Genomic DNA, 17,214 nt, shown 5'->3' with positions numbered 1-17,214 from the left:
CGTCCTGTTTGGCCGACACAGCGAGACGCGGTTAATAGGCCGCCCCCAAACGCAGCGCCTGTTCCCCCGTCATCTGCATCAGGCAGGCCAAGGTTGCAGGCCCGCCGCCTGTGCCACCGCCCCATTGGCTGCGTTCATAATCGCAGGCGGCATCGCGGAAGGTAATCCAAGCGCGCTGCATGTCACGCAGGGCCTCGGCCTGCGAAGGCAGTTGCGGCTGGTAGAGGGCATTCTCCTCATCGGCGGATTTCGCCTGCACCATACGGGCGCGGTAATTCTCGTTCAGCAGGCCGTCCCAAAAGGTCAACTCGGCATCAAGACACCCGCCCATGCCGACGGTCGAATAGCCGCCCGGCCCTTCCATGCAGAGGTTGGCCGAAAGGCCGATACAGGCGCGCTGGTCGGCAAACTCTTCGGCCCCGGCCAGACAGTCCGCCGTGGCGGCATCGGAATAGGTGATATCCTGCGCGGATACCGGCCCCGCCAGAAACGCGCAGGCCAGCAGGAGGGCGCGCATCACATGGACCCCATCATCTCGCGGCCCACCAGCATGCGGCGGATCTCGGACGTGCCGGCGCCAATCTCCATCAGCTTGGCGTCGCGGAAGATGCGGCCCACCGGGTTGTCGGACAGATAGCCCGCGCCGCCCATCGCCTGCACCGCCTGATGCGCCTGCACCATGGCCTGTTCGGAGGCATAGAGACAGCAGGCCGCCGCGTCCTGACGGGTCACGTCGCCCCGATCACAGGCCTGCGCCACGCTGTAGACATAGGCGCGGGCCGAGTTCATCGCGGTGTACATATCCGCCATCTTGCCCTGCATCAGCTGGAAATCCCCGATGCGCTGGCCGAACTGCTTGCGCGCGGCCATGTAGGGCATGATCTCGTCCAGACAGGCGGCCATGATGCCGAGGCCGATGCCCGCCAGCACGACCCGCTCGTAATCAAGGCCCGACATCAGCACACGCACGCCCTTGCCCTCTTCGCCGAGGATGTTCTCGAAGGGCACTTCGCAGTCTTCGAAGATCAACTCGGCGGTGTTCGAGCCGCGCATGCCGAGCTTGTCGAAATGCTTGGAGGTCGAGAATCCCTTCATCGACTTCTCGATCAAAAAGGCGGTGATGCCCTTGGAGCCCGCCTCGGGGTCGGTCTTGGCATAGACCACCAGCGTCTCGGCGTCGGGGCCGTTGGTGATCCAATACTTGTTGCCGTTCAGGCGGAAGTGATCGTTCCGCTTCTCGGCATGCAGCTTCATGCTGACCACGTCGCTGCCCGCGCCCACTTCGGACATGGCCAACGCGCCGACATGCTCGCCAGAGCAGAGTTTGGGCAGGAACTGCGCCTTCTGCTCCGGGGTGCCGTTCAACTTGATCTGGTTCACGCAAAGATTGGAATGCGCGCCGTAAGACAGCGAGACCGAGGCCGAGGCTCGGGCGATCTCTTCCACCGCGACGGTATGTGCGACATAGCCCAGCTCGGAGCCGCCGAACTCTTCCTCGACTGTCATGCCCAGAAGGCCCAACTCGCCCATTTCCTGCCAAAGCTCGGCGGGGAATTCGTTCTTGCTGTCGATCTCGGCGGCCATCGGCTTGACGCGCTCCTGCGCCCAGCGGTGCACCATCTCCCGCATGGCCGCGACGTCTTCCCCCAGATCAAACTGCATACTTGCGTTGAACACGGCTTCTCCCCCCGATTTATTGAACGCTTGTTCATTACCTACCGCCCCGCCCGCTTTGCGTCAAGCGGCGCGATATGGAACCGCCCCGCGCCGCGGCGGGTTGGCCCTGCGACCAAGCGAACACTACAACAAAGCGAGATGCAAATGAGCGATGATCTGAAAAAAGAGTTCTGGGACCGTCTGGACGACACCCGCGCCGGGATGCTGATGACCAAGACCGCCCGCGCGATCCCAATGACCCATTACATCGACGAAGACGATCGCGCGGCCGTGCTGTGGTTCATCACCGCCAAAGGCACCGATCTGGCGCAATCCGCCGAAGGACGCGCCGCCGCCGAATATCTGATCGCCAGCAAAGACGAATCCCTCTGGGCGCGGATCGACGGCCATGTTTCCGCCGTGACCAATCCGACCGAGTTGGACAAGATTTGGAACGCCATCGCGGGCGCATGGTTCGAGGACGGCAAGCAGGACCCGGACGTGCAATTGATCCGCTTTGACCTCACCGAAGCCGAGGTTTGGGCGACCGATGGTGGATTCAAGTTCCTCTATGAGATCGGCAAGGCGCAGATGACCGGCCAAAAGCCCGACATGGGCAAACACGGCACCATCCGCTTCTAAGCCTAGTCCCCTTGAAAAACGGCGCTGACCTCGGCCCGGATAATCCGCGCGATCAGGGCGCAATCCTCCAGCGAAAAGGTCAGCGGCACGCGCATGTCGATCAGCCCCGCCAGCACCGCATCGCTGGCGGGCATTTTTTCAGCCTGCGCATAGCGCCACGTGTCGTAGCGGCTGGTGAAACCCATAGGCTCGGCCCTGCCGAACCATTTCAACTCCACCCCGCGGGCGGCGCAGCGCGATAGTACCGCCTCGACATCCTCCGCCGACCAGCCCTTCAGCAGGAATTGGATCGACGAGCCAACGATGCTCTCTGCCTCGGGCCGGTCGATGACCGTGAGCCCCGGCGTGTCGCGCAGCCCCGCCTCGATAATCCGATAGCGCTCATTCCAGCGGACCACCTGTTCCGGCAGCCGCCGTAACTGCGGGCGCAGGACCGCGGCGCGCAGGTTGTCCATCCGGCCCGAGATATTGGGCGTCTCATAGCGGATCGTCTCAAAGGCTTCCGGCCCCGGCGCGGCGGCGTGGCGGTCATAGAGCATGTAAGACCCCGACAGCATGATCGCCCGCGCCGCGACCTCGGCATCATCGGTGATCAGCAGCCCGCCCTCGCCCGCGTTCACATGTTTATAGGTCTGGCAGGAAAAACACCCCAGTTTCCCCTGCGTGCCCGATGGCTTGCCGTTCCACGCCGCCCCCATCGTATGGGCGCAATCCTCGATCACCGTGATGCCGCGCGCATCGCAAAGCGCTATCAGAGCGTTCATGTCTACCAGATGGCCACGCATATGGCTGAGCAGCAGCACATCGGCCTGATCCGCCTTGGCGGCGAGGTCATCAAGATCGATCACCAGCTGCTCCGTCACGCCGACGAAAACCGGGACCGCCCCCAGCGACGCAATTGCCCCCGGCACCGGGGCGAGCGTGAAGGCATTGGTCAGCACCCGGTCGCCCGGTTTCACCCCCACCGCGCGCAGCGCCGTGGCCATGGCATAGCCGCCCGAGGCCACGGCGAGGCAGTATTTCGCCCCCGTCATCGCGGCGAATTCCTGCTCCAGCAGGGCGACCTCGGCAACCTCCCCCGGAGCTGTGTTATAGCGGTGCAACCGTCCGTGACGCATCACCGCCACAGCCGCCTCAATCGCATCTTCGGGGATCGGCTCTTGCTGCGTGAAACTGCCGGTGAACCGCTCGGCCATCAGGCGGCTTTGCCGATCAGACGTTCGATGACCTCCGGCAGGTCGGCGAAATCGTCCAACAGCGCTTCGGGCTCCAGCGCGGCCATGTCTTCGCCCGAGGGGCCGAAGGTCACCAGCACGCAAGGAACCCCTGCGGCTTTGGCGGTTTTGCGGTCGGTGTCGCTGTCGCCGATCAATACGCATTGCGCCGGATCGCCCCCGGCGCGGCGGGCGGTTTCGAACAGATGTTCCGGGTCAGGTTTGCGCACGGCCAGCGTATCGGCCCCCAGCATCGCACCGAATGCATCGCGCACGCCAAGACGGGTCAGCAGCAACTCCGCCAAAGCCTCGGGTTTGTTGGTGCAGACCGCCACGCGGTAGCCCGCGGTTTTGAGCGCGGCCACAGCCTCCATCGCGCCGGGGTACATGATGGTATGGGTGTCGATGTCCCGCCCATAGGCTTCGAGGAGCATCGGGTAATAGCGGTCGATCGTCGCCGCATCATCGGCACGGCCCAGCTTTTGCATCCCCAAGGTCAGCATCGCCCGCCCGCCGCGCAGCGCGGTGCCCGCATCCTCGGCATGGACCAGCACATCGCCCTCGCCCATGTCACGGAAACAGGCATTGGCAGCGGCGATCAAATCGCCCGAGGTATCGGCCAAGGTGCCGTCGAGATCGAAAACCACTGTCTTCACTGGATACTCCTTGGGCGGAACCCCGCCTTGCAAAATGGCATCGTGTTGCAGTCCGCAACCTAGTTTGATGGGCCGCAACCTTGCGCCTTTGTGCGAAGCGCGTAAAGAGAATGCAAGCTGAAGGACAAAGAGATTTACATGGAAACTGCATTGATCATCCTCGCCGCGGGCAAGGGGACACGGATGAACTCGGACCTGCCAAAGGTGCTGCACCGCGTGGCCTCTGCCCCGATGCTGGAACACGCCATGGCCGCGGGCGCCATGCTCGGCCCGCGCCATACGGTCGTGGTAGCCGGGCACGGCGCTGATCAGGTCCGCGCCGCCGCCACGCTTTTTGACGAAGACGCGCAGGTGGTCGAACAGACCGAGCAGTTGGGCACGGCCCATGCGGTGGCACAGGCTCGCCCGGCGCTGGACGGGTTCGATGGCATGGCGCTGGTGCTCTACGGTGACACGCCCTTCGTCCAGCCCGAGACGCTTGAGAAGATGCAAGAGGCGCTGGCGACACATGACGTGGTGGTTCTGGGGTTCGAGGCCGCCGATCCCGCCCGCTATGGCCGTTTGGTGATGCAGGGCGACGCCTTGGAACGGATCGTCGAGTTCAAAGACGCCTCCGCCGAAGAGCGCGTCATCACCCTATGCAACTCGGGCGTGGTGGCCTGCAAATCCGAACTGCTCTTCGATTTGATCGACAAGGTCGGCAACGACAACGCGTCGGAAGAATACTACCTCACCGACATCATAGGCATCGCCCGCGCCGAGGGCCGCAGCGCCACGGTCGTTACCTGCGACGAGGCCGAGACCATGGGCGTGAACTCCCGCGCCGATCTGGCGAGGGCCGAGGCCGCGTTCCAATCCCGCGCCCGCGATCTGTTGATGGAAGACGGCGTGACCTTGGTCGCCCCCGAAACCGTCTTCCTGTCGCGCGACACTTTCATCGGGCGCGATACGGTGGTGGAGCCGAATGTCGTCTTCGGCCCGAATGTCACCGTGGAATCCGGCAGCACCATCCGCGCCTTCTCGCATCTCGAAGGGTGCCATGTCTCACGCGGCGGGGTCGTCGGCCCCTACGCCCGGTTGCGCCCCGGCGCGGAACTGGCCGAAGACGTGCGCATCGGCAATTTCGTCGAGGTTAAGAACGCGCAGATCGCCGAAGGGGCCAAGGTCAACCACCTGAGCTATATCGGCGACGCCACCGTCGGCGCGCGCAGCAACATCGGCGCGGGCACGATCACCTGCAATTATGACGGGGTGATGAAACATCACACCACCATCGGCGCGGGCGCATTCATCGGGTCGAACACCATGCTCGTGGCCCCGGTGACCATCGGCGAGGGTGCGATGACCGGCTCCGGCTCGGTCATCACTTCGGACGTAGAACCCGAGGCGCTGGCCCTGTCGCGCGCCCCGCAGGTTGAGAAACCCGGCATGGCGCGCAAGATGTTCGAAATTTTAAAGGCCAAGAAGGCAAAATTGCAAAGAGGCAGCTAATTATGTGTGGAATTATTGGGGTGCTTGGCACCCATGAAGTCGCGCCGATCTTGGTCGAAGCGCTGAAACGGCTGGAATATCGCGGCTATGACAGCGCGGGAATCGCGACCCTGAATGAAGGCAAGCTTGAGCGCCGTCGCGCCTTGGGCAAGCTGGTAAACCTCTCGGACGCGCTGGTGCATGAGCCGCTGGCGGGCAAGTCGGGCATCGGCCACACCCGCTGGGCCACCCATGGCGCGCCGAGCGTCACCAATGCCCACCCGCATCAGGCGGGACCAGTTGCCGTGGTGCACAACGGGATCATCGAAAACTTTCGCGAATTGCGGGCCGAACTGGCCGAACATGGCGCGCAATTCGTGACCGAGACCGATACCGAGACCGTCGCCCTCCTGACCCAGCATCACATGGCGCAGGGCGCAGGCCCGGTAGAGGCCGCCAAACAGACGCTTGCCCGGCTCGAAGGCGCTTTTGCGCTGGCCTTTCTCTTTGACGGTCACGACGACCTGATGATTGCGGCGCGCAAGGGCTCTCCCTTGGCCATCGGCTATGGCGAAGGTGAGATGTATGTCGGCAGTGACGCCATCGCGCTTGCCCCGCTGACCCACCAGATCGCCTACCTCGAAGAAGGGGACTGTGCAGTCATCACCCGGACCTCGGTTGAGGTCACCGACCGCAACGGGGCGCTCGCCAACCGCGCGATCAAATCCGTGCAGATCGACAATACCCGCATCGACAAGGCGGGGCACAAACACTTCATGGCCAAGGAAATCGCCGAGCAGCCCGGCGTGATCGGCGCGGCCATCGGCCACTACCTCACCCCCGAGGGTGAGATCAACATCAGCGCGCAGGACATTGATTTCACGCAGTTTGACCGGATCCTCATGGTGGCCTGCGGCACGGCCTCCTATGCCTGCTTCACCGCGAAATACTGGTTCGAGCAGATCGCTCGCCTGCCGGTCGAGATCGATGTTGCCTCGGAATTCCGCTACCGCGAACCGCCGATCCCGCCCCGCACGCTGGCGGTCTTCGTCAGCCAATCGGGTGAGACTGCCGACACGCTCGCCGCCCTGCGCTATTGCGAGGGCAAGGCCGCGCGCATCCTGTCGGTCGTCAACGTGCCCGAAAGCTCCATCGCCCGCGAAAGCGATCTGGCGCTGCCGATCCACGCCGGTGTCGAAGTCGGCGTGGCCTCAACCAAGGCTTTCACCTGCCAGTTGGTCGTCCTCTTCGCGCTGGTGCTCAAAGCCGCGCGGGACCGCGAGGTGATCAGCGCAGACACCTTCGCCGATCACATCTCAGCCCTGCGCGGGCTGCCCGCGATCATCAGCACCGCACTTGAACAAAACGACGCGATGCAGGAGGCCGCGCTCAAGCTTTCCCATGCCCGCGACGTGCTGTTCCTTGGCCGGGGCCAGATGTACCCCCTTGCCCTTGAAGGCGCGTTGAAACTGAAAGAAATCAGCTACATCCACGCCGAAGCTTATGCATCGGGTGAGTTGAAACACGGCCCCATCGCGCTGGTGGATGAGCATGTGCCGGTGGTCGTCATGGCCCCGCGCGACGCGCTCTTCGACAAGACCGTCAGCAACATGCAAGAGGTCATGGCGCGCAAGGGCAAGGTGATCCTGATCTCCGATGCCAAAGGTCAGGCCGAGGCCAATGACGGCGTCTGGTTCAGCATCGAGATGCCCCCGGTGCCAGATGCGCTGGCGCCGATCCTCTATGCGGTTCCGGCGCAGTTGCTGGCCTATCACACCGCCGTGGCGAAAGGCACGGATGTGGACCAGCCGCGCAATCTGGCGAAATCGGTGACGGTGGAATGACACCCGAAACCGCATTGGAAGAGCTCGAAGCGCAGGCCAACCCGGCCCGCGCGGAAGAGATGCGCGCCTATCACAAGGCCGATCGGCGCTATCTCGGCCTGACCAACCCGCAAATCGCAACGCTTGCGCAAAGCTGGCGCGCGGCGCTGGATGTCGAAGGCCGTGTCGCCCTCGCCGGTGGGCTCTGGCAGTCCGACATTTTCGAGGCGCGTGTGGCGGCGGCCAAATTGCTGACCCAAGCGCGGCTGCGCCCCGATGATCAGACCGCTTGGGCGTTGATCGCAAGCTGGACCGCGGATTTCGACAGTTGGGCGATTGCCGATCATGCCAGCATGGCGGCGCAGAAACGTTTGGTGGCCGACCCCACCCGTTTGGACGAGGTGGAAGATTGGGTCGCCTCGGATCACCTTTGGACGCGGCGCGCGGCACTCGTCTCTACCCTGCCATGGACCAAGCAGAACAATCCTAAGCCTGAGGAACTGGCCGCGCGCGACCGCATCCTCGGCTGGGCTGCGACGATGGTGCCGGATCACCGCTGGTTCATTCAAAAATCCATCGGCTGGTGGCTGCGCGACCTGTCAAAACACGACGCTGACCGCACCCGCGCCTTCATCGCCGCCCATGGGGAGGCAATGAAACCTTTTGCGGTGAAAGAAGCCCTGCGCCTGCTGAAAAAGGCAGAAGGCGCAGGCTGACCCTTAACCTTCGGTCGAGACCTCGACCGTTGTGAGGTCGGCCAGCGACGCCCCGATCAAACGCGAGGCAGGCAGCGACATGCGGCTGCCTGCGGTTGCGGGCCCCTCCAGCGGGATCAGCGTCACGGCGGCGGATTTGCCCGTCGCGGGGTTGGTCACCCGCCCCGGCTGTTCCGCGTCGACCAGAGGCGTTTTCAACCACAGCCCCGGCTCCGTCGCGCTGCCCAAGCTGACCACGGTCGACCCCAAGGCGGCACCGGCACTGGCGGGCGCGCGGGTGGCCGCTTCGCGCTCTGCCGCCGTGGTGGTATCCAGCGCCTCAGCGCTGCTGCCCGCGGTGGCGATCGGAGAGGCGGCGGGCGGCGCTGCAGGGGCCGGTCCGCTCGGCGTTGCGACCTCAGCCGTGGCTTCGACCGATACGGGTGCAGGCTCAGACTGGCTGGCATCCATCCCGAGGCGTTCCGTCAGGTTGCTGCAACCGGCGGTGGCGGCGGCGATAAAAAGCGGTAAGATTATACGTGTCATCCGCGCAGCCTATCCGCGCCCTGCCCCCTTATCAATCGCCCAAATGGCGCTTGCCCCGGGTTGGGCGGGGCATTACCTATGAAGCATGACAGCACCCCTCATTGACCCCTTCATGCGCGCGATCACCTATCTGCGCGTCTCCGTCACCGACCGCTGCGATTTCCGCTGCGTCTACTGCATGTCGGAGAACATGACCTTCCTGCCGAAGAAGGAATTGCTGACGCTGGAGGAGCTCGACCGCCTGTGCAGCAATTTCATCGACCTCGGCGTCGAGAAGCTGCGCATCACCGGGGGTGAGCCGCTGGTCCGGCGCGGCATCATGACCTTCTTCGACGGCATGAAACGGCATCTCGACAGCGGCAAGCTGAAGGAGCTGACGCTGACCACCAACGGCAGCCAGTTGGAGCGGTTTGCCGACGATCTCTATGCCGCCGGGGTGCGCCGGGTGAATGTCTCGCTCGACACGCTGGACGAGCAGAAATTTGCGGACATCACCCGCTGGGGCCGCCTGCCGCAGGTGCTGCGCGGGATCGACGCGGCGCAGCGCGCAGGCCTGAAGATCAAGATCAACGCCGTGGCGCTCAAGGGCTTCAACGAGCCCGAATTGCTGCATATCACCGAGTGGTGCGCCGAGCGGGGCATAGATCTCACGTGGATCGAGGTCATGCCGATGGGCGATTTGGGCAACGAGGATCGTTTCGGCCAATACTGGTCGCTGCGCGACGTGCGCGCCCGTTACGCCGAACATTACACCGTCACCGATCTGGCCGAGCGTACGGGGGGCCCCGCGCGTTATGTGCGGCTGGAAGAGACCGGGCAGAAGATCGGCTTCATCACCCCGCTGAGCCATAACTTCTGCGAAAGCTGTAACCGCGTGCGGGTCACCTGCACCGGTGAGATCTTCATGTGTCTGGGCCAAGAGGACGTGGCCGATCTGCGCAAGCCTCTGCGCGATCACCCTGACACGGATGTGCCGCTACAGGAGGCCATTCGCGCGGCCATCGACCGCAAGCCCAAGGGGCATGACTTCGACTATTCGCGCCAGCGTGTCGACGGGCAGATGCCCCGCCACATGAGCCACACGGGCGGCTGAGCCTTTGGCGGTGCCGTTTCTCTACCGGGCATGGGTCGCGGCGAGCCGTGTGATCTTGCCCGTGGCCGGGCGGCGCTCCATGGCCAAACTGCGCCGCGCCGAGGTCGCACCGGAACGCGCGCGCGAAAAGCTGGGCCATGCCAGCCAACCCCGCCCCGAGGGGCAGTTGATCTGGTTTCACGCAGCCTCGGTTGGGGAGAGCCTGTCGGTTCTGGCGCTGATCGACCGGATGGGGCACGCCCTGCCGCAGGCGCATTTCCTCATCACCTCCGGCACCGCCACCTCGGCCCGTTTGGTGGGCAGCCGCCTGCCCCCGTGCACACGGCATCAGTTCGCCCCGCTCGACGCCCCCGGCCCGCTGAAGCGGTTCCTTGACCATTGGCGCCCCGATGCGGCGCTCTTCGTGGAAAGCGAACTTTGGCCGCAGATGCTGCGGCGGACCCATGCGCGGGGCACGGCGATGGCGCTGATCAACGCCCGCCTCTCGCAACGCTCAATCGAAAGCTGGCAGAAACGGCCCGCACTGGCGGGGTTCCTCTTTGGCGTGTTCGACCTGATCCTGACACAGAATGACGCGATGGCTCGGGCCATGACCACGATCAACGCCCCAGCTAACCGGGTCACGCCCGGGATCAACCTCAAGTCCATGGCAGGCCCCCTGCCGCAGGACGAGGAGACCATTGCCGAGGCGCGGGCGGCCTTGGAGGGCCGCCCTGTCTGGATCGCCTCCTCAACCCACCCGGGCGAGGAGAAAGCGGTGTTAGAGGCGCATCGCCAACTGCTGGAGCGCATCCCCGAGCTGTGCTTGATCCTTGCCCCCCGCCACCCCGAGCGCGGTGACGAGGTCGCCGGTCTCATCGCCAGCTACGGTCTGACGCATGGGCGTAGAACACGGGGCGACATGCCGCGCGAACAGGTCTATCTGGCCGACACTCTGGGCGAGTTGGGCACATGGTACGCGCTATCCGACATCGTCTTTCTGGGCGGGTCGCTGCACCCGATCGGGGGGCACAACCCCTATGAGGTCGCGCAGGCCGGGGCGATGGTGCTCTCAGGCACCCATGTCGCCAATTTCGCCGAGACCTATGCCGAGATGGAAGCCGCAGGTGCAGCGCGGCTCGTCGCCGGCACGCAGGACTTGGCGGACCGTGTGGGGGATCTGATGCGCAACGACATCGCCCGTGCAAGTGGTGTGGCGGCGGCCAAGGCCTATGCCGCCGGGCAGACCGACAAGCTCGACAGTATTGCCGAGCGCCTGATCACGGCCCTGCACCTGCGAGAGGACAGCGATGCCTGAGCTTTTCGTCACCAACTACAACCGCAATTTCACCGGGGTCTCGGCCACGGCGGCCAATGTGGTCCGGCAGCAGCTCGACCGGCATGACTTGGCGCTGGTGGGCCAGCCCCTGCCCGGCTGCCCGGTGCCACTGACCCGCGTCGCGGCGGGGCGGATCACCCGCAAACATCCCCCCCAAGGCCGCCCCTTCGCCATTTGGCATGTGCGCCGCAACACCGAAATGCGCAGCGCGCTTTGGCTGCGCGATGTGCGCGGGGCGAATATCCGGATCGTCTTTACCTCTGCCGCGCAGCGCCTGCATTCGGCCTATCCGCGTTGGCTGATCCGGCAGATGGACGCGGTGATTGCCACGACCGAACGCGCGGCGGAGTTTGTGCCACACGTCCGCGCCGTGGTGCCGCATGGGGTGGACACCGATGTCTTCTCCCCCGCGACGAACCGGGCGAACGCTTGGGAGCAGTTGGGCTTTGGCGGCACCCATGGCATCGCCACCGTGGGGCGCATCCGGCCTGAGAAAGGCACCGACCTTTTCGTCGAGGCCATGCTGCGCCTGTTGCCCCAACGCCCCGGCGCGGTGGCGCTGGTGATTGGCCGGGCGGGCGGCAAACATGAGGCGTTTTTGACCAAGCTCAAGGCGCAGGTCGAGGCCGCGGGCCTTGCCAATCGGCTGCTTTTCATCGGCGAGTACCCCGCCGCCGACCTGCCGAAACTGATGCGCGCCCTGTCGCTGGTGGTGCAACTGCCGCGCTACGAGGGCTATGGCATGGTCCCGCTCGAAGCGCTCGCCTCGGGCGTGCCTTTCGTGGGCAGCGATGCGGGCTATTACGGCGCCTTCTCGAACGGGGGGCGCGTGGGCAAGGTCGTGCCACTGGGTGCGGCGGAGGCGGCGGCCCAAGCCGCCCTGTCCCTGCTTGAGCGCGATGACCAAGCCGCCCTCTCCGAGGCCGCGCGCCACTGGGCTGAACAGCGTTTCAGCGCCCGGGCCGAGGCCGATGGGATCGAAGCCGTCTACAACGCGCTTTGGGAGCGCGGCTAGCCCCCAAAGAGAAACGCGCCCCCCGAGGGAGGCGCGCTCGCACGTCTTTCGCCGCTATTAGGCCGCCGGCATCCGCTGCTCGACGATGCCTGCCCACCAGCTACACCCCGCCGGAATGGCTTCGTCGTTGAAGTTATACTCCGGGTGGTGCACCGCCGCCGTGTCGCCGTTGCCGACGAGGATATAGGCGCCCGGACGCTCTTCCAGCATGAAGGCGAAGTCTTCGCCGCCCATGACCAGCGGCGCTTCCTCGCATTGGCCGGAGATCGAGCGCGCCACGTCAGCGGCAAACTCAGTCTGCTCCTCGTGGTTCACCATGACCGGGTAGCCGCGATGGTAGGTCACATCGGCGCTGCCGCCGAAGGTGCCCGCGATGCCGGTGCAGATCTCGTTGATCCGCTTTTCGGCCAGTTCCCGCATCTCGGCGGACATGGTGCGCACGGTGCCTTTGATCTGCACCTTCTGCGGGATCACGTTGAAGGCTTTCGAAGAGGTCTCGAAAGAGGTGACGGAGACCACGATCTGCTCCACCGGGTCGGCGTTGCGCGCGGTGATGGTCTGCAGCGCCAGCACGGCCTGCGCGGACATCACGGTGGTGTCAACGGTCTCATGCGGCTTGGCGGCATGGCCGCCGCGGCCTTCGAAGGTGATGTCGAACTGATCGGTCGCGGCAAAGAACGAGCCTGCGCGGATGCCGAAGGAGCCCGTGGGCATGCCCGGCCAGTTGTGCATGCCGTAGACTTCCTGAATGCCCCAACGCTCCATCATGCCGTCTTCGCACATCTCGCGACCGCCGCCGCCGCCCTCTTCGGCGGGCTGGAAGATCACCACGACAGTGCCGTCAAAATTGCGGGTCTCGGCGAGGTATTGCGCGGCACCTAAGAGCATGGCGGTGTGACCGTCATGGCCGCAGGCATGCATCGCGCCATCGGTCTTGGAGGCATAGTCCAGCCCGGTTTGTTCGTGGATCGGCAGCGCATCCATGTCGGCGCGCAGACCGATGACCTTGCCCGAGCCGGTCTCCTTGCCCTTGATCACGCCGACGACACCGGTGCGGCCAATGCCCTCGACAACCTCGTCGCAGCCGAAGCTGCGCAGCTTCTTGGCCACGGTGGCCGAGGTGCGGTGGGTCTCGAACAGGATCTCGGGGTTTTCATGCAGGTTGCGGCGCCATGCGGTGATGTCGGCGTGCAGCTCGGCAAATCGGTTCTTAACGGGCATTTAGGAAGTATCCTCCGGAGTTGGGTTGGGCGCTGTTTTCATGCAGTCGCATTTATCTGCCACATGCTTACGCCCTTGCCAGCCGGTCCTCAACCACCTGCGCGAACCACGAACAGCCCGCCGGGATCGCGGCGTCGTCAAAGTCATATTCCGGGTGATGGACCGTCGCCCCTTCGCCGTTGCCGATCATAATATAGGCACCCGGTCGCGCATTGAGCATATAGGAAAAATCCTCTCCCGCCATGATCGGCGGGGTGTCGCGATCGGTGCCGGGGGTGACCTTGTCGGCGGCCTCAGCGGCAAAGCGGGTTTGATCGGCATGGTTGCGGGTGACCGGGTAGCCGCGCTGGTAGTCGATCTCGGCCCGGCATTGATGTGCCTCCGCCGTCAGGCGGGTGAGGTCGTGCAGACGACGCTCGGCCAAATCCTGAACCTCCGAATCCAGCGTGCGCACCGTCCCGCGCAATAGCACCTGATGCGGCAAGACGTTGTGGCTGTCGGTGTCGCTGCGCAGGGTGCAGACCGAGACGACGACCTGTTTCAGCGGATCGGTGTTGCGGCTGGCGATGGATTGCAGCGCGATCATCACATGCGCGGCGGCGAGGTTCGTGTCCACCGCCTCATGCGGGGCCGCGGCATGGCCGCCTTGGCCCGTCAGCATGATGGCAAACTCGTCCGCAGCCGCCAGCAGCGCGCCCTCGCGGATGGCGAATTGCCCGGTCGGGTGGCCGGGCATGTTGTGCATGCCGTAGACCTCGTCGATGCCCCAGCGGTCCATCAGCCCCTCCTGCACCATGACGTTGCCGCCGCCGCCGCCCTCCTCGGCGGGCTGGAAGATCAGCACGACGCGGCCATCGAAGTTGCGCGTCTCGGCGAGGTACTGCGCGGCCCCGAGCAACATCGCGGTATGGCCGTCATGGCCGCAGGCATGCATCTTGCCGGGGGTCTTCGAGGCATGGGGCAGTCCGGTCGCCTCGGTGATCGGCAGGGCGTCCATGTCGGCGCGCAGGCCGATGGTGCGGCCTGATGTGTTGCTCTGCCCTTCGATCACCGCGACCACGCCGGTCTGGGCGATGCCGGTGGTGATGTCGGTGATGCCAAAGCTGCGCAGCTTCTCCTCGACGAAGCGCGAAGTCTCGGGCAGGTCGAACATCAGCTCCGGGTGCTGGTGCAGATGGCGGCGCCAGGCGGTGATCTCGGCATGGGTCTCGGCAAAGCGGTTCTTGATCGGCATGAAATGTCCTTTTCGAAATATGCTCAGAACGTCGGACCGAGGCGGATGGCACTGCCATCGCTGAAACGGTCGGCGCGGAATCTGCGCAGATCATGGCCCGGCGCGTCGCCCATGACCAGTGCCGAGAGCACCCGCCCCATGGCCGGCCCGATGCCAAAGCCGTGGCCCGACATGCCGGTGCCGATCACAAGGCCGGGGATCTGCGCGCAAGCATCCACTACCGGCACGATATCCGGCATCGTGTCGATCATGCCGGCCCATGAGGCGCGGGCGGTGACGGGCGGCAGATCGGGATAAAGCGCGGCAAAGCGTTTGCGCGCCCGGCGCAGGGCGCGGTGGTCCGGCATGGGGTCGAGGATGCGCATCGCCTCAAAGGGGCTGTGCGCGTCAGCCGCCCAGTTCCGGGGCGTGCGCCACGCATCGGGAAAGCCGCGCGGGGCCGCGGCGCGCAGACGCTGGCCGAAGGGGCTTTGGCGCAGTTGCGGCAGGTAGTGCCGCAGGGCGCGGAAGGCATCCGGTCCGACATAGAGATCGGGCCGCCCGCCGGGGGCGAGCGTATAGCCGCCATCGGCGCGGCGGCGGAAGGCAAGACCTGCCTCGGCGGCGGCCCCGACGTGAACCTCGGGCAGCACATTGGTGGCCAGCACGCTTTCGCGCACCGAAAGCTGCGGCAGGCTGACGCCATGGGCGCGCAGGAACAGCGCCGACCACGCCCCGCCCGCCAGCACGACCGAGGAACAACGAATCGCGCCCGCTTCGGTCACCACGCCCGCCACGTGACCGGCGCTAATGTCGAGGCGCCGCACCGCGCAATTCTCGATGATCTTCACGCCTTCGCGCGCCGCCAGCGCCGCAAGCGCGGGCACGGCGGCCCAAGGCTCGGCGCGCATGTCCGAAGGGGTGGTCAAGGCGCCCGCATAGGTTCCGGCCAGCCCCGGAAAGGCCTTGGCGACCGCGTCTGCGTCCAGCAACCGGCTGTCGACGCCATGGGTCTTGGCATGGGGCAGCCAGCCGGCAAAGCGCTGCATCTTGGCCTCGGTCTCGGCCAGATAGGTGACGCCGGTCTGCTGCAACCTGATGTCGCGGTCGAGGTCGGGGGCCAGTTCACGCCAAAGCCGCGCGGCCTCCACCATAATCGGCAATTCGTCCGGGTCGCGCCCCTGTTGCCGAATCCAGCCCCAGTTGCGGCTGGATTGCTCTGCGGCGATGCGGCCCTTTTCCAACAGCGTGACCTGCCGCCCGGCGCGGGCGAGGAACAACGCGGTGCAGACCCCGATCACCCCGCCGCCGATGACGACGACCTCGCTCTCGCGCGGCGGGGTGCGCGGATAGCTGCCGGGTGTGGCAAGGGTGATGGGAAAGGCGGACATGCGGACCCCGGGGGCTGACGCCGCGCGGCTGCACCGGGCGGCCGTGGAACGGACAGGCCCCGGGGGGCCTGTCTTCGGTCTGTCAGGGTTGGCTCAGCCCTGCAAGCGGGTCAGCAGGCGGCGCATGAAGTCGTGACCGGCCTCGAACTGCACAACCTTGATGTATTCGTTGGGCTGATGCGCCTGCGCGATGTCGCCCGGGCCGCAGATCACGGCGGAATAGCCCGCCTCCTGAAACTGCCCGGCCTCTGTGCCATAGCTGACCTTGTGGCTGGCGTTGTCCCCGGTGATCTGGCGCACGATCTGTTCGGCCTCGCCGTCCTTTTCGGGCTGCAGCGCGGGCACGTCGAAACGGGTCGAAGTCTCGATATAGGTTTCGGGCACCACGTCCTGCATCTGCTTTTCGACCTCACGGACCTTCTTGAGGTAGGCGGTGCCCCATTTGTCTTTGTCTTCACCCGGCACCACGCGGAAATCCATGGCGAATTTGCAGTCCTTGGCGGTGATGTTGTGGGCCGTGCCGCCTTCGATCACGCCGACATGGGCGGTGGTGAAGGGCGGGTCGAACATCGCCGCCGTCTCGGTCGGTTTGGCGGCCATGTTGTCGCTGTTTACGTCGTTGGCCCATTCGATGAGCTTGGCACCCGCCATGATCGCATTGACCCCGGTATGCAGCAGCGAGGAATGCACCTCAAAGCCCACAAGGTGCGTGTTAAAGCCAATGCCGCCCTTGTGGCCAGTCACCGCCTGCATGGTCGAAGGCTCGCCCACGATCACCGCCGAGCCCTTGGGCACCACGCCCTGCATCGCTTGGATCATCGGCGGCGCGCCGGTGCAGCCGATCTCTTCGTCAAAGCTGAGCGCGATCTGTAGGGGGCGTTTTACCTCTGCATAATGCGCCTCGACCAAAGCCCAGATCGCCAGCGCGTCAAAGCCCTTCATGTCGCAGGTGCCCCGGCCATAATAGCGGCCGTCTTTCTCGGTCACGGTGAAAGGGTCGGTGTCCCATGCCTGCCCGTCGACCGGCACCACATCGGTATGGCCCGACAGGACGACGGCCCCCTCCTCCCACGGGCCCGCATGGGCGAAAAGCGCATGTTTGGGCTGATCAGGATCGATGTAGCGGTGGCTCTCGATCCCGTGGGAGGCGAGGTACTCGGCCACCCAGTCGATCAGCGGGATGTTGGTGTCCCGCGACACGGTGGGGAAGCTGATGAGTTTGGTCATCAACTCAAGCGGGGTCAGGCGTTCGGTCATTGGT

The 17,214-nt window shown here is 65.2% G+C and carries 16 protein-coding genes; 7 read left to right on the top strand and 9 right to left on the bottom strand.

Features of this window, described 5'->3' with window-relative positions; translation table 11 throughout:
* Positions 1-31: 31 nt before the first annotated feature.
* Together J7392_RS13260 and J7392_RS13255 are read right to left on the bottom strand one after the other, a co-directional pair.
* A complete protein-coding gene (locus J7392_RS13260; protein WP_209217990.1) occupies positions 32-517 on the bottom strand; it encodes a lysozyme inhibitor LprI family protein in 486 nt (161 codons plus the stop codon).
* Entirely contained in the window at positions 517-1,677 is a 1,161-nt protein-coding gene (locus J7392_RS13255) for an isovaleryl-CoA dehydrogenase (protein WP_209217988.1), read from the bottom strand. Before J7392_RS13255 ends, J7392_RS13260 begins: the two co-directional genes overlap by 1 nt.
* A 144-nt stretch (positions 1,678-1,821) precedes the next feature.
* Here J7392_RS13255 and J7392_RS13250 point away from each other — a divergent pair, with 144 nt between their 5' ends.
* Positions 1,822-2,298 (top strand): pyridoxamine 5'-phosphate oxidase family protein, encoded by a 477-nt coding sequence (locus tag J7392_RS13250; RefSeq protein ID WP_209217986.1) that lies wholly within the window; start codon positions 1,822-1,824, stop codon positions 2,296-2,298.
* A 2-nt stretch (positions 2,299-2,300) separates the two neighbouring features.
* Here the strand turns inward: J7392_RS13250 and J7392_RS13245 are convergent, their stop codons facing one another.
* Entirely contained in the window at positions 2,301-3,494 is a 1,194-nt protein-coding gene (locus J7392_RS13245; RefSeq protein WP_209217985.1) for a DegT/DnrJ/EryC1/StrS family aminotransferase, read from the bottom strand.
* Complete coding sequence (locus J7392_RS13240; RefSeq protein WP_209217983.1) at positions 3,494-4,168, bottom strand: HAD-IIIA family hydrolase; 675 nt, start codon at positions 4,166-4,168, stop codon at positions 3,494-3,496. The genes J7392_RS13245 and J7392_RS13240 overlap by 1 nt, the downstream gene beginning before the upstream one ends.
* Before the next feature lie 138 nt (positions 4,169-4,306).
* On the opposite strand from J7392_RS13240, the gene glmU reads away from it, so the two are divergent.
* From glmU to J7392_RS13225, 3 genes are read left to right on the top strand one after another with little or no spacing between them, the layout of a single operon-like run.
* The gene (gene glmU / locus J7392_RS13235) at positions 4,307-5,659 is read left to right on the top strand and encodes a bifunctional UDP-N-acetylglucosamine diphosphorylase/glucosamine-1-phosphate N-acetyltransferase GlmU (RefSeq protein WP_209217981.1); all 1,353 of its coding nucleotides are present in this window, start codon (positions 4,307-4,309) and stop codon (positions 5,657-5,659) included.
* Between the two features lie 2 nt (positions 5,660-5,661).
* On the top strand, positions 5,662-7,482 hold the full coding sequence (gene glmS, locus J7392_RS13230; RefSeq protein WP_209217979.1) for a glutamine--fructose-6-phosphate transaminase (isomerizing): 1,821 nt from the start codon (positions 5,662-5,664) through the stop codon (positions 7,480-7,482).
* Positions 7,479-8,177 (top strand): DNA alkylation repair protein, encoded by a 699-nt coding sequence (locus J7392_RS13225; RefSeq protein ID WP_209217977.1) that lies wholly within the window; start codon positions 7,479-7,481, stop codon positions 8,175-8,177. Before glmS ends, J7392_RS13225 begins: the two co-directional genes overlap by 4 nt.
* Before the next feature lie 3 nt (positions 8,178-8,180).
* Here J7392_RS13225 and J7392_RS13220 read toward each other — a convergent pair whose 3' ends face one another.
* On the bottom strand, positions 8,181-8,702 hold the full coding sequence (locus J7392_RS13220) for a hypothetical protein (RefSeq protein ID WP_209217975.1): 522 nt from the start codon (positions 8,700-8,702) through the stop codon (positions 8,181-8,183).
* 85 nt (positions 8,703-8,787) lie between these two features.
* Here J7392_RS13220 and moaA point away from each other — a divergent pair, with 85 nt between their 5' ends.
* Genes moaA through J7392_RS13205 form a run of 3 tightly spaced genes read left to right on the top strand, consistent with a single transcriptional unit; the run spans position 8,788 to position 12,128 of the window.
* Positions 8,788-9,795: a GTP 3',8-cyclase MoaA gene (moaA, locus tag J7392_RS13215; protein WP_209217973.1), complete on the top strand. Its 1,008-nt coding sequence runs from the start codon at positions 8,788-8,790 to the stop codon at positions 9,793-9,795.
* A gap of 4 nt (positions 9,796-9,799) precedes the next feature.
* A complete protein-coding gene (locus J7392_RS13210; protein WP_209217971.1) occupies positions 9,800-11,092 on the top strand; it encodes a 3-deoxy-D-manno-octulosonic acid transferase in 1,293 nt (430 codons plus the stop codon).
* Positions 11,085-12,128, top strand: a complete 1,044-nt coding sequence (locus J7392_RS13205; protein WP_209217969.1) for a glycosyltransferase family 4 protein — start codon at positions 11,085-11,087, stop codon at positions 12,126-12,128. Before J7392_RS13210 ends, J7392_RS13205 begins: the two co-directional genes overlap by 8 nt.
* 57 nt (positions 12,129-12,185) lie before the next feature.
* On the opposite strand, the gene J7392_RS13200 is transcribed toward J7392_RS13205, so the two are convergent.
* From J7392_RS13200 to argE, 4 genes are all read right to left on the bottom strand, one after another.
* On the bottom strand, positions 12,186-13,349 hold the full coding sequence (locus J7392_RS13200) for a M20 aminoacylase family protein (protein ID WP_209217967.1): 1,164 nt from the start codon (positions 13,347-13,349) through the stop codon (positions 12,186-12,188).
* Positions 13,350-13,416: 67 nt separating this feature from the next.
* Positions 13,417-14,583: a M20 aminoacylase family protein gene (locus tag J7392_RS13195; RefSeq protein ID WP_209217965.1), complete on the bottom strand. Its 1,167-nt coding sequence runs from the start codon at positions 14,581-14,583 to the stop codon at positions 13,417-13,419.
* Between the two features lie 23 nt (positions 14,584-14,606).
* Positions 14,607-15,953, bottom strand: coding sequence for an FAD-binding oxidoreductase (locus J7392_RS13190; RefSeq protein WP_209217963.1), 1,347 nt, complete (start codon positions 15,951-15,953; stop codon positions 14,607-14,609).
* A gap of 93 nt (positions 15,954-16,046) precedes the next feature.
* Complete coding sequence (gene argE, locus J7392_RS13185) at positions 16,047-17,210, bottom strand: acetylornithine deacetylase (RefSeq protein WP_209217961.1); 1,164 nt, start codon at positions 17,208-17,210, stop codon at positions 16,047-16,049.
* Between the last annotated feature and the right edge of the window lie 4 nt (positions 17,211-17,214).

Source organism: Sulfitobacter sp. R18_1 (genome assembly GCF_017743915.1).
Taxonomy (GTDB): Bacteria; Pseudomonadota; Alphaproteobacteria; order Rhodobacterales; family Rhodobacteraceae; genus Sulfitobacter; species Sulfitobacter faviae.
The sequence above is the reverse complement of the archived record's forward strand: the minus strand, read 5'-3'. Positions and strand labels throughout refer to the sequence as shown.

Coding starts and splice junctions, on each gene's coding strand:
- J7392_RS13260 (WP_209217990.1), bottom strand. CDS start 517: ATGCGCGCCCTCCTGCTGGCCTGCGCGTTTCTGGCGGGGCCGGTATCC.
- J7392_RS13250 (WP_209217986.1), top strand. CDS start 1,822: ATGAGCGATGATCTGAAAAAAGAGTTCTGGGACCGTCTGGACGACACC.
- J7392_RS13245 (WP_209217985.1), bottom strand. CDS start 3,494: ATGGCCGAGCGGTTCACCGGCAGTTTCACGCAGCAAGAGCCGATCCCC.
- glmU (WP_209217981.1), top strand. CDS start 4,307: ATGGAAACTGCATTGATCATCCTCGCCGCGGGCAAGGGGACACGGATG.
- glmS (WP_209217979.1), top strand. CDS start 5,662: ATGTGTGGAATTATTGGGGTGCTTGGCACCCATGAAGTCGCGCCGATC.
- J7392_RS13225 (WP_209217977.1), top strand. CDS start 7,479: ATGACACCCGAAACCGCATTGGAAGAGCTCGAAGCGCAGGCCAACCCG.
- J7392_RS13220 (WP_209217975.1), bottom strand. CDS start 8,702: ATGACACGTATAATCTTACCGCTTTTTATCGCCGCCGCCACCGCCGGT.
- moaA (WP_209217973.1), top strand. CDS start 8,788: ATGACAGCACCCCTCATTGACCCCTTCATGCGCGCGATCACCTATCTG.
- J7392_RS13205 (WP_209217969.1), top strand. CDS start 11,085: ATGCCTGAGCTTTTCGTCACCAACTACAACCGCAATTTCACCGGGGTC.
- J7392_RS13200 (WP_209217967.1), bottom strand. CDS start 13,349: ATGCCCGTTAAGAACCGATTTGCCGAGCTGCACGCCGACATCACCGCA.
- J7392_RS13195 (WP_209217965.1), bottom strand. CDS start 14,583: ATGCCGATCAAGAACCGCTTTGCCGAGACCCATGCCGAGATCACCGCC.
- J7392_RS13190 (WP_209217963.1), bottom strand. CDS start 15,953: ATGTCCGCCTTTCCCATCACCCTTGCCACACCCGGCAGCTATCCGCGC.
- argE (WP_209217961.1), bottom strand. CDS start 17,210: ATGACCGAACGCCTGACCCCGCTTGAGTTGATGACCAAACTCATCAGC.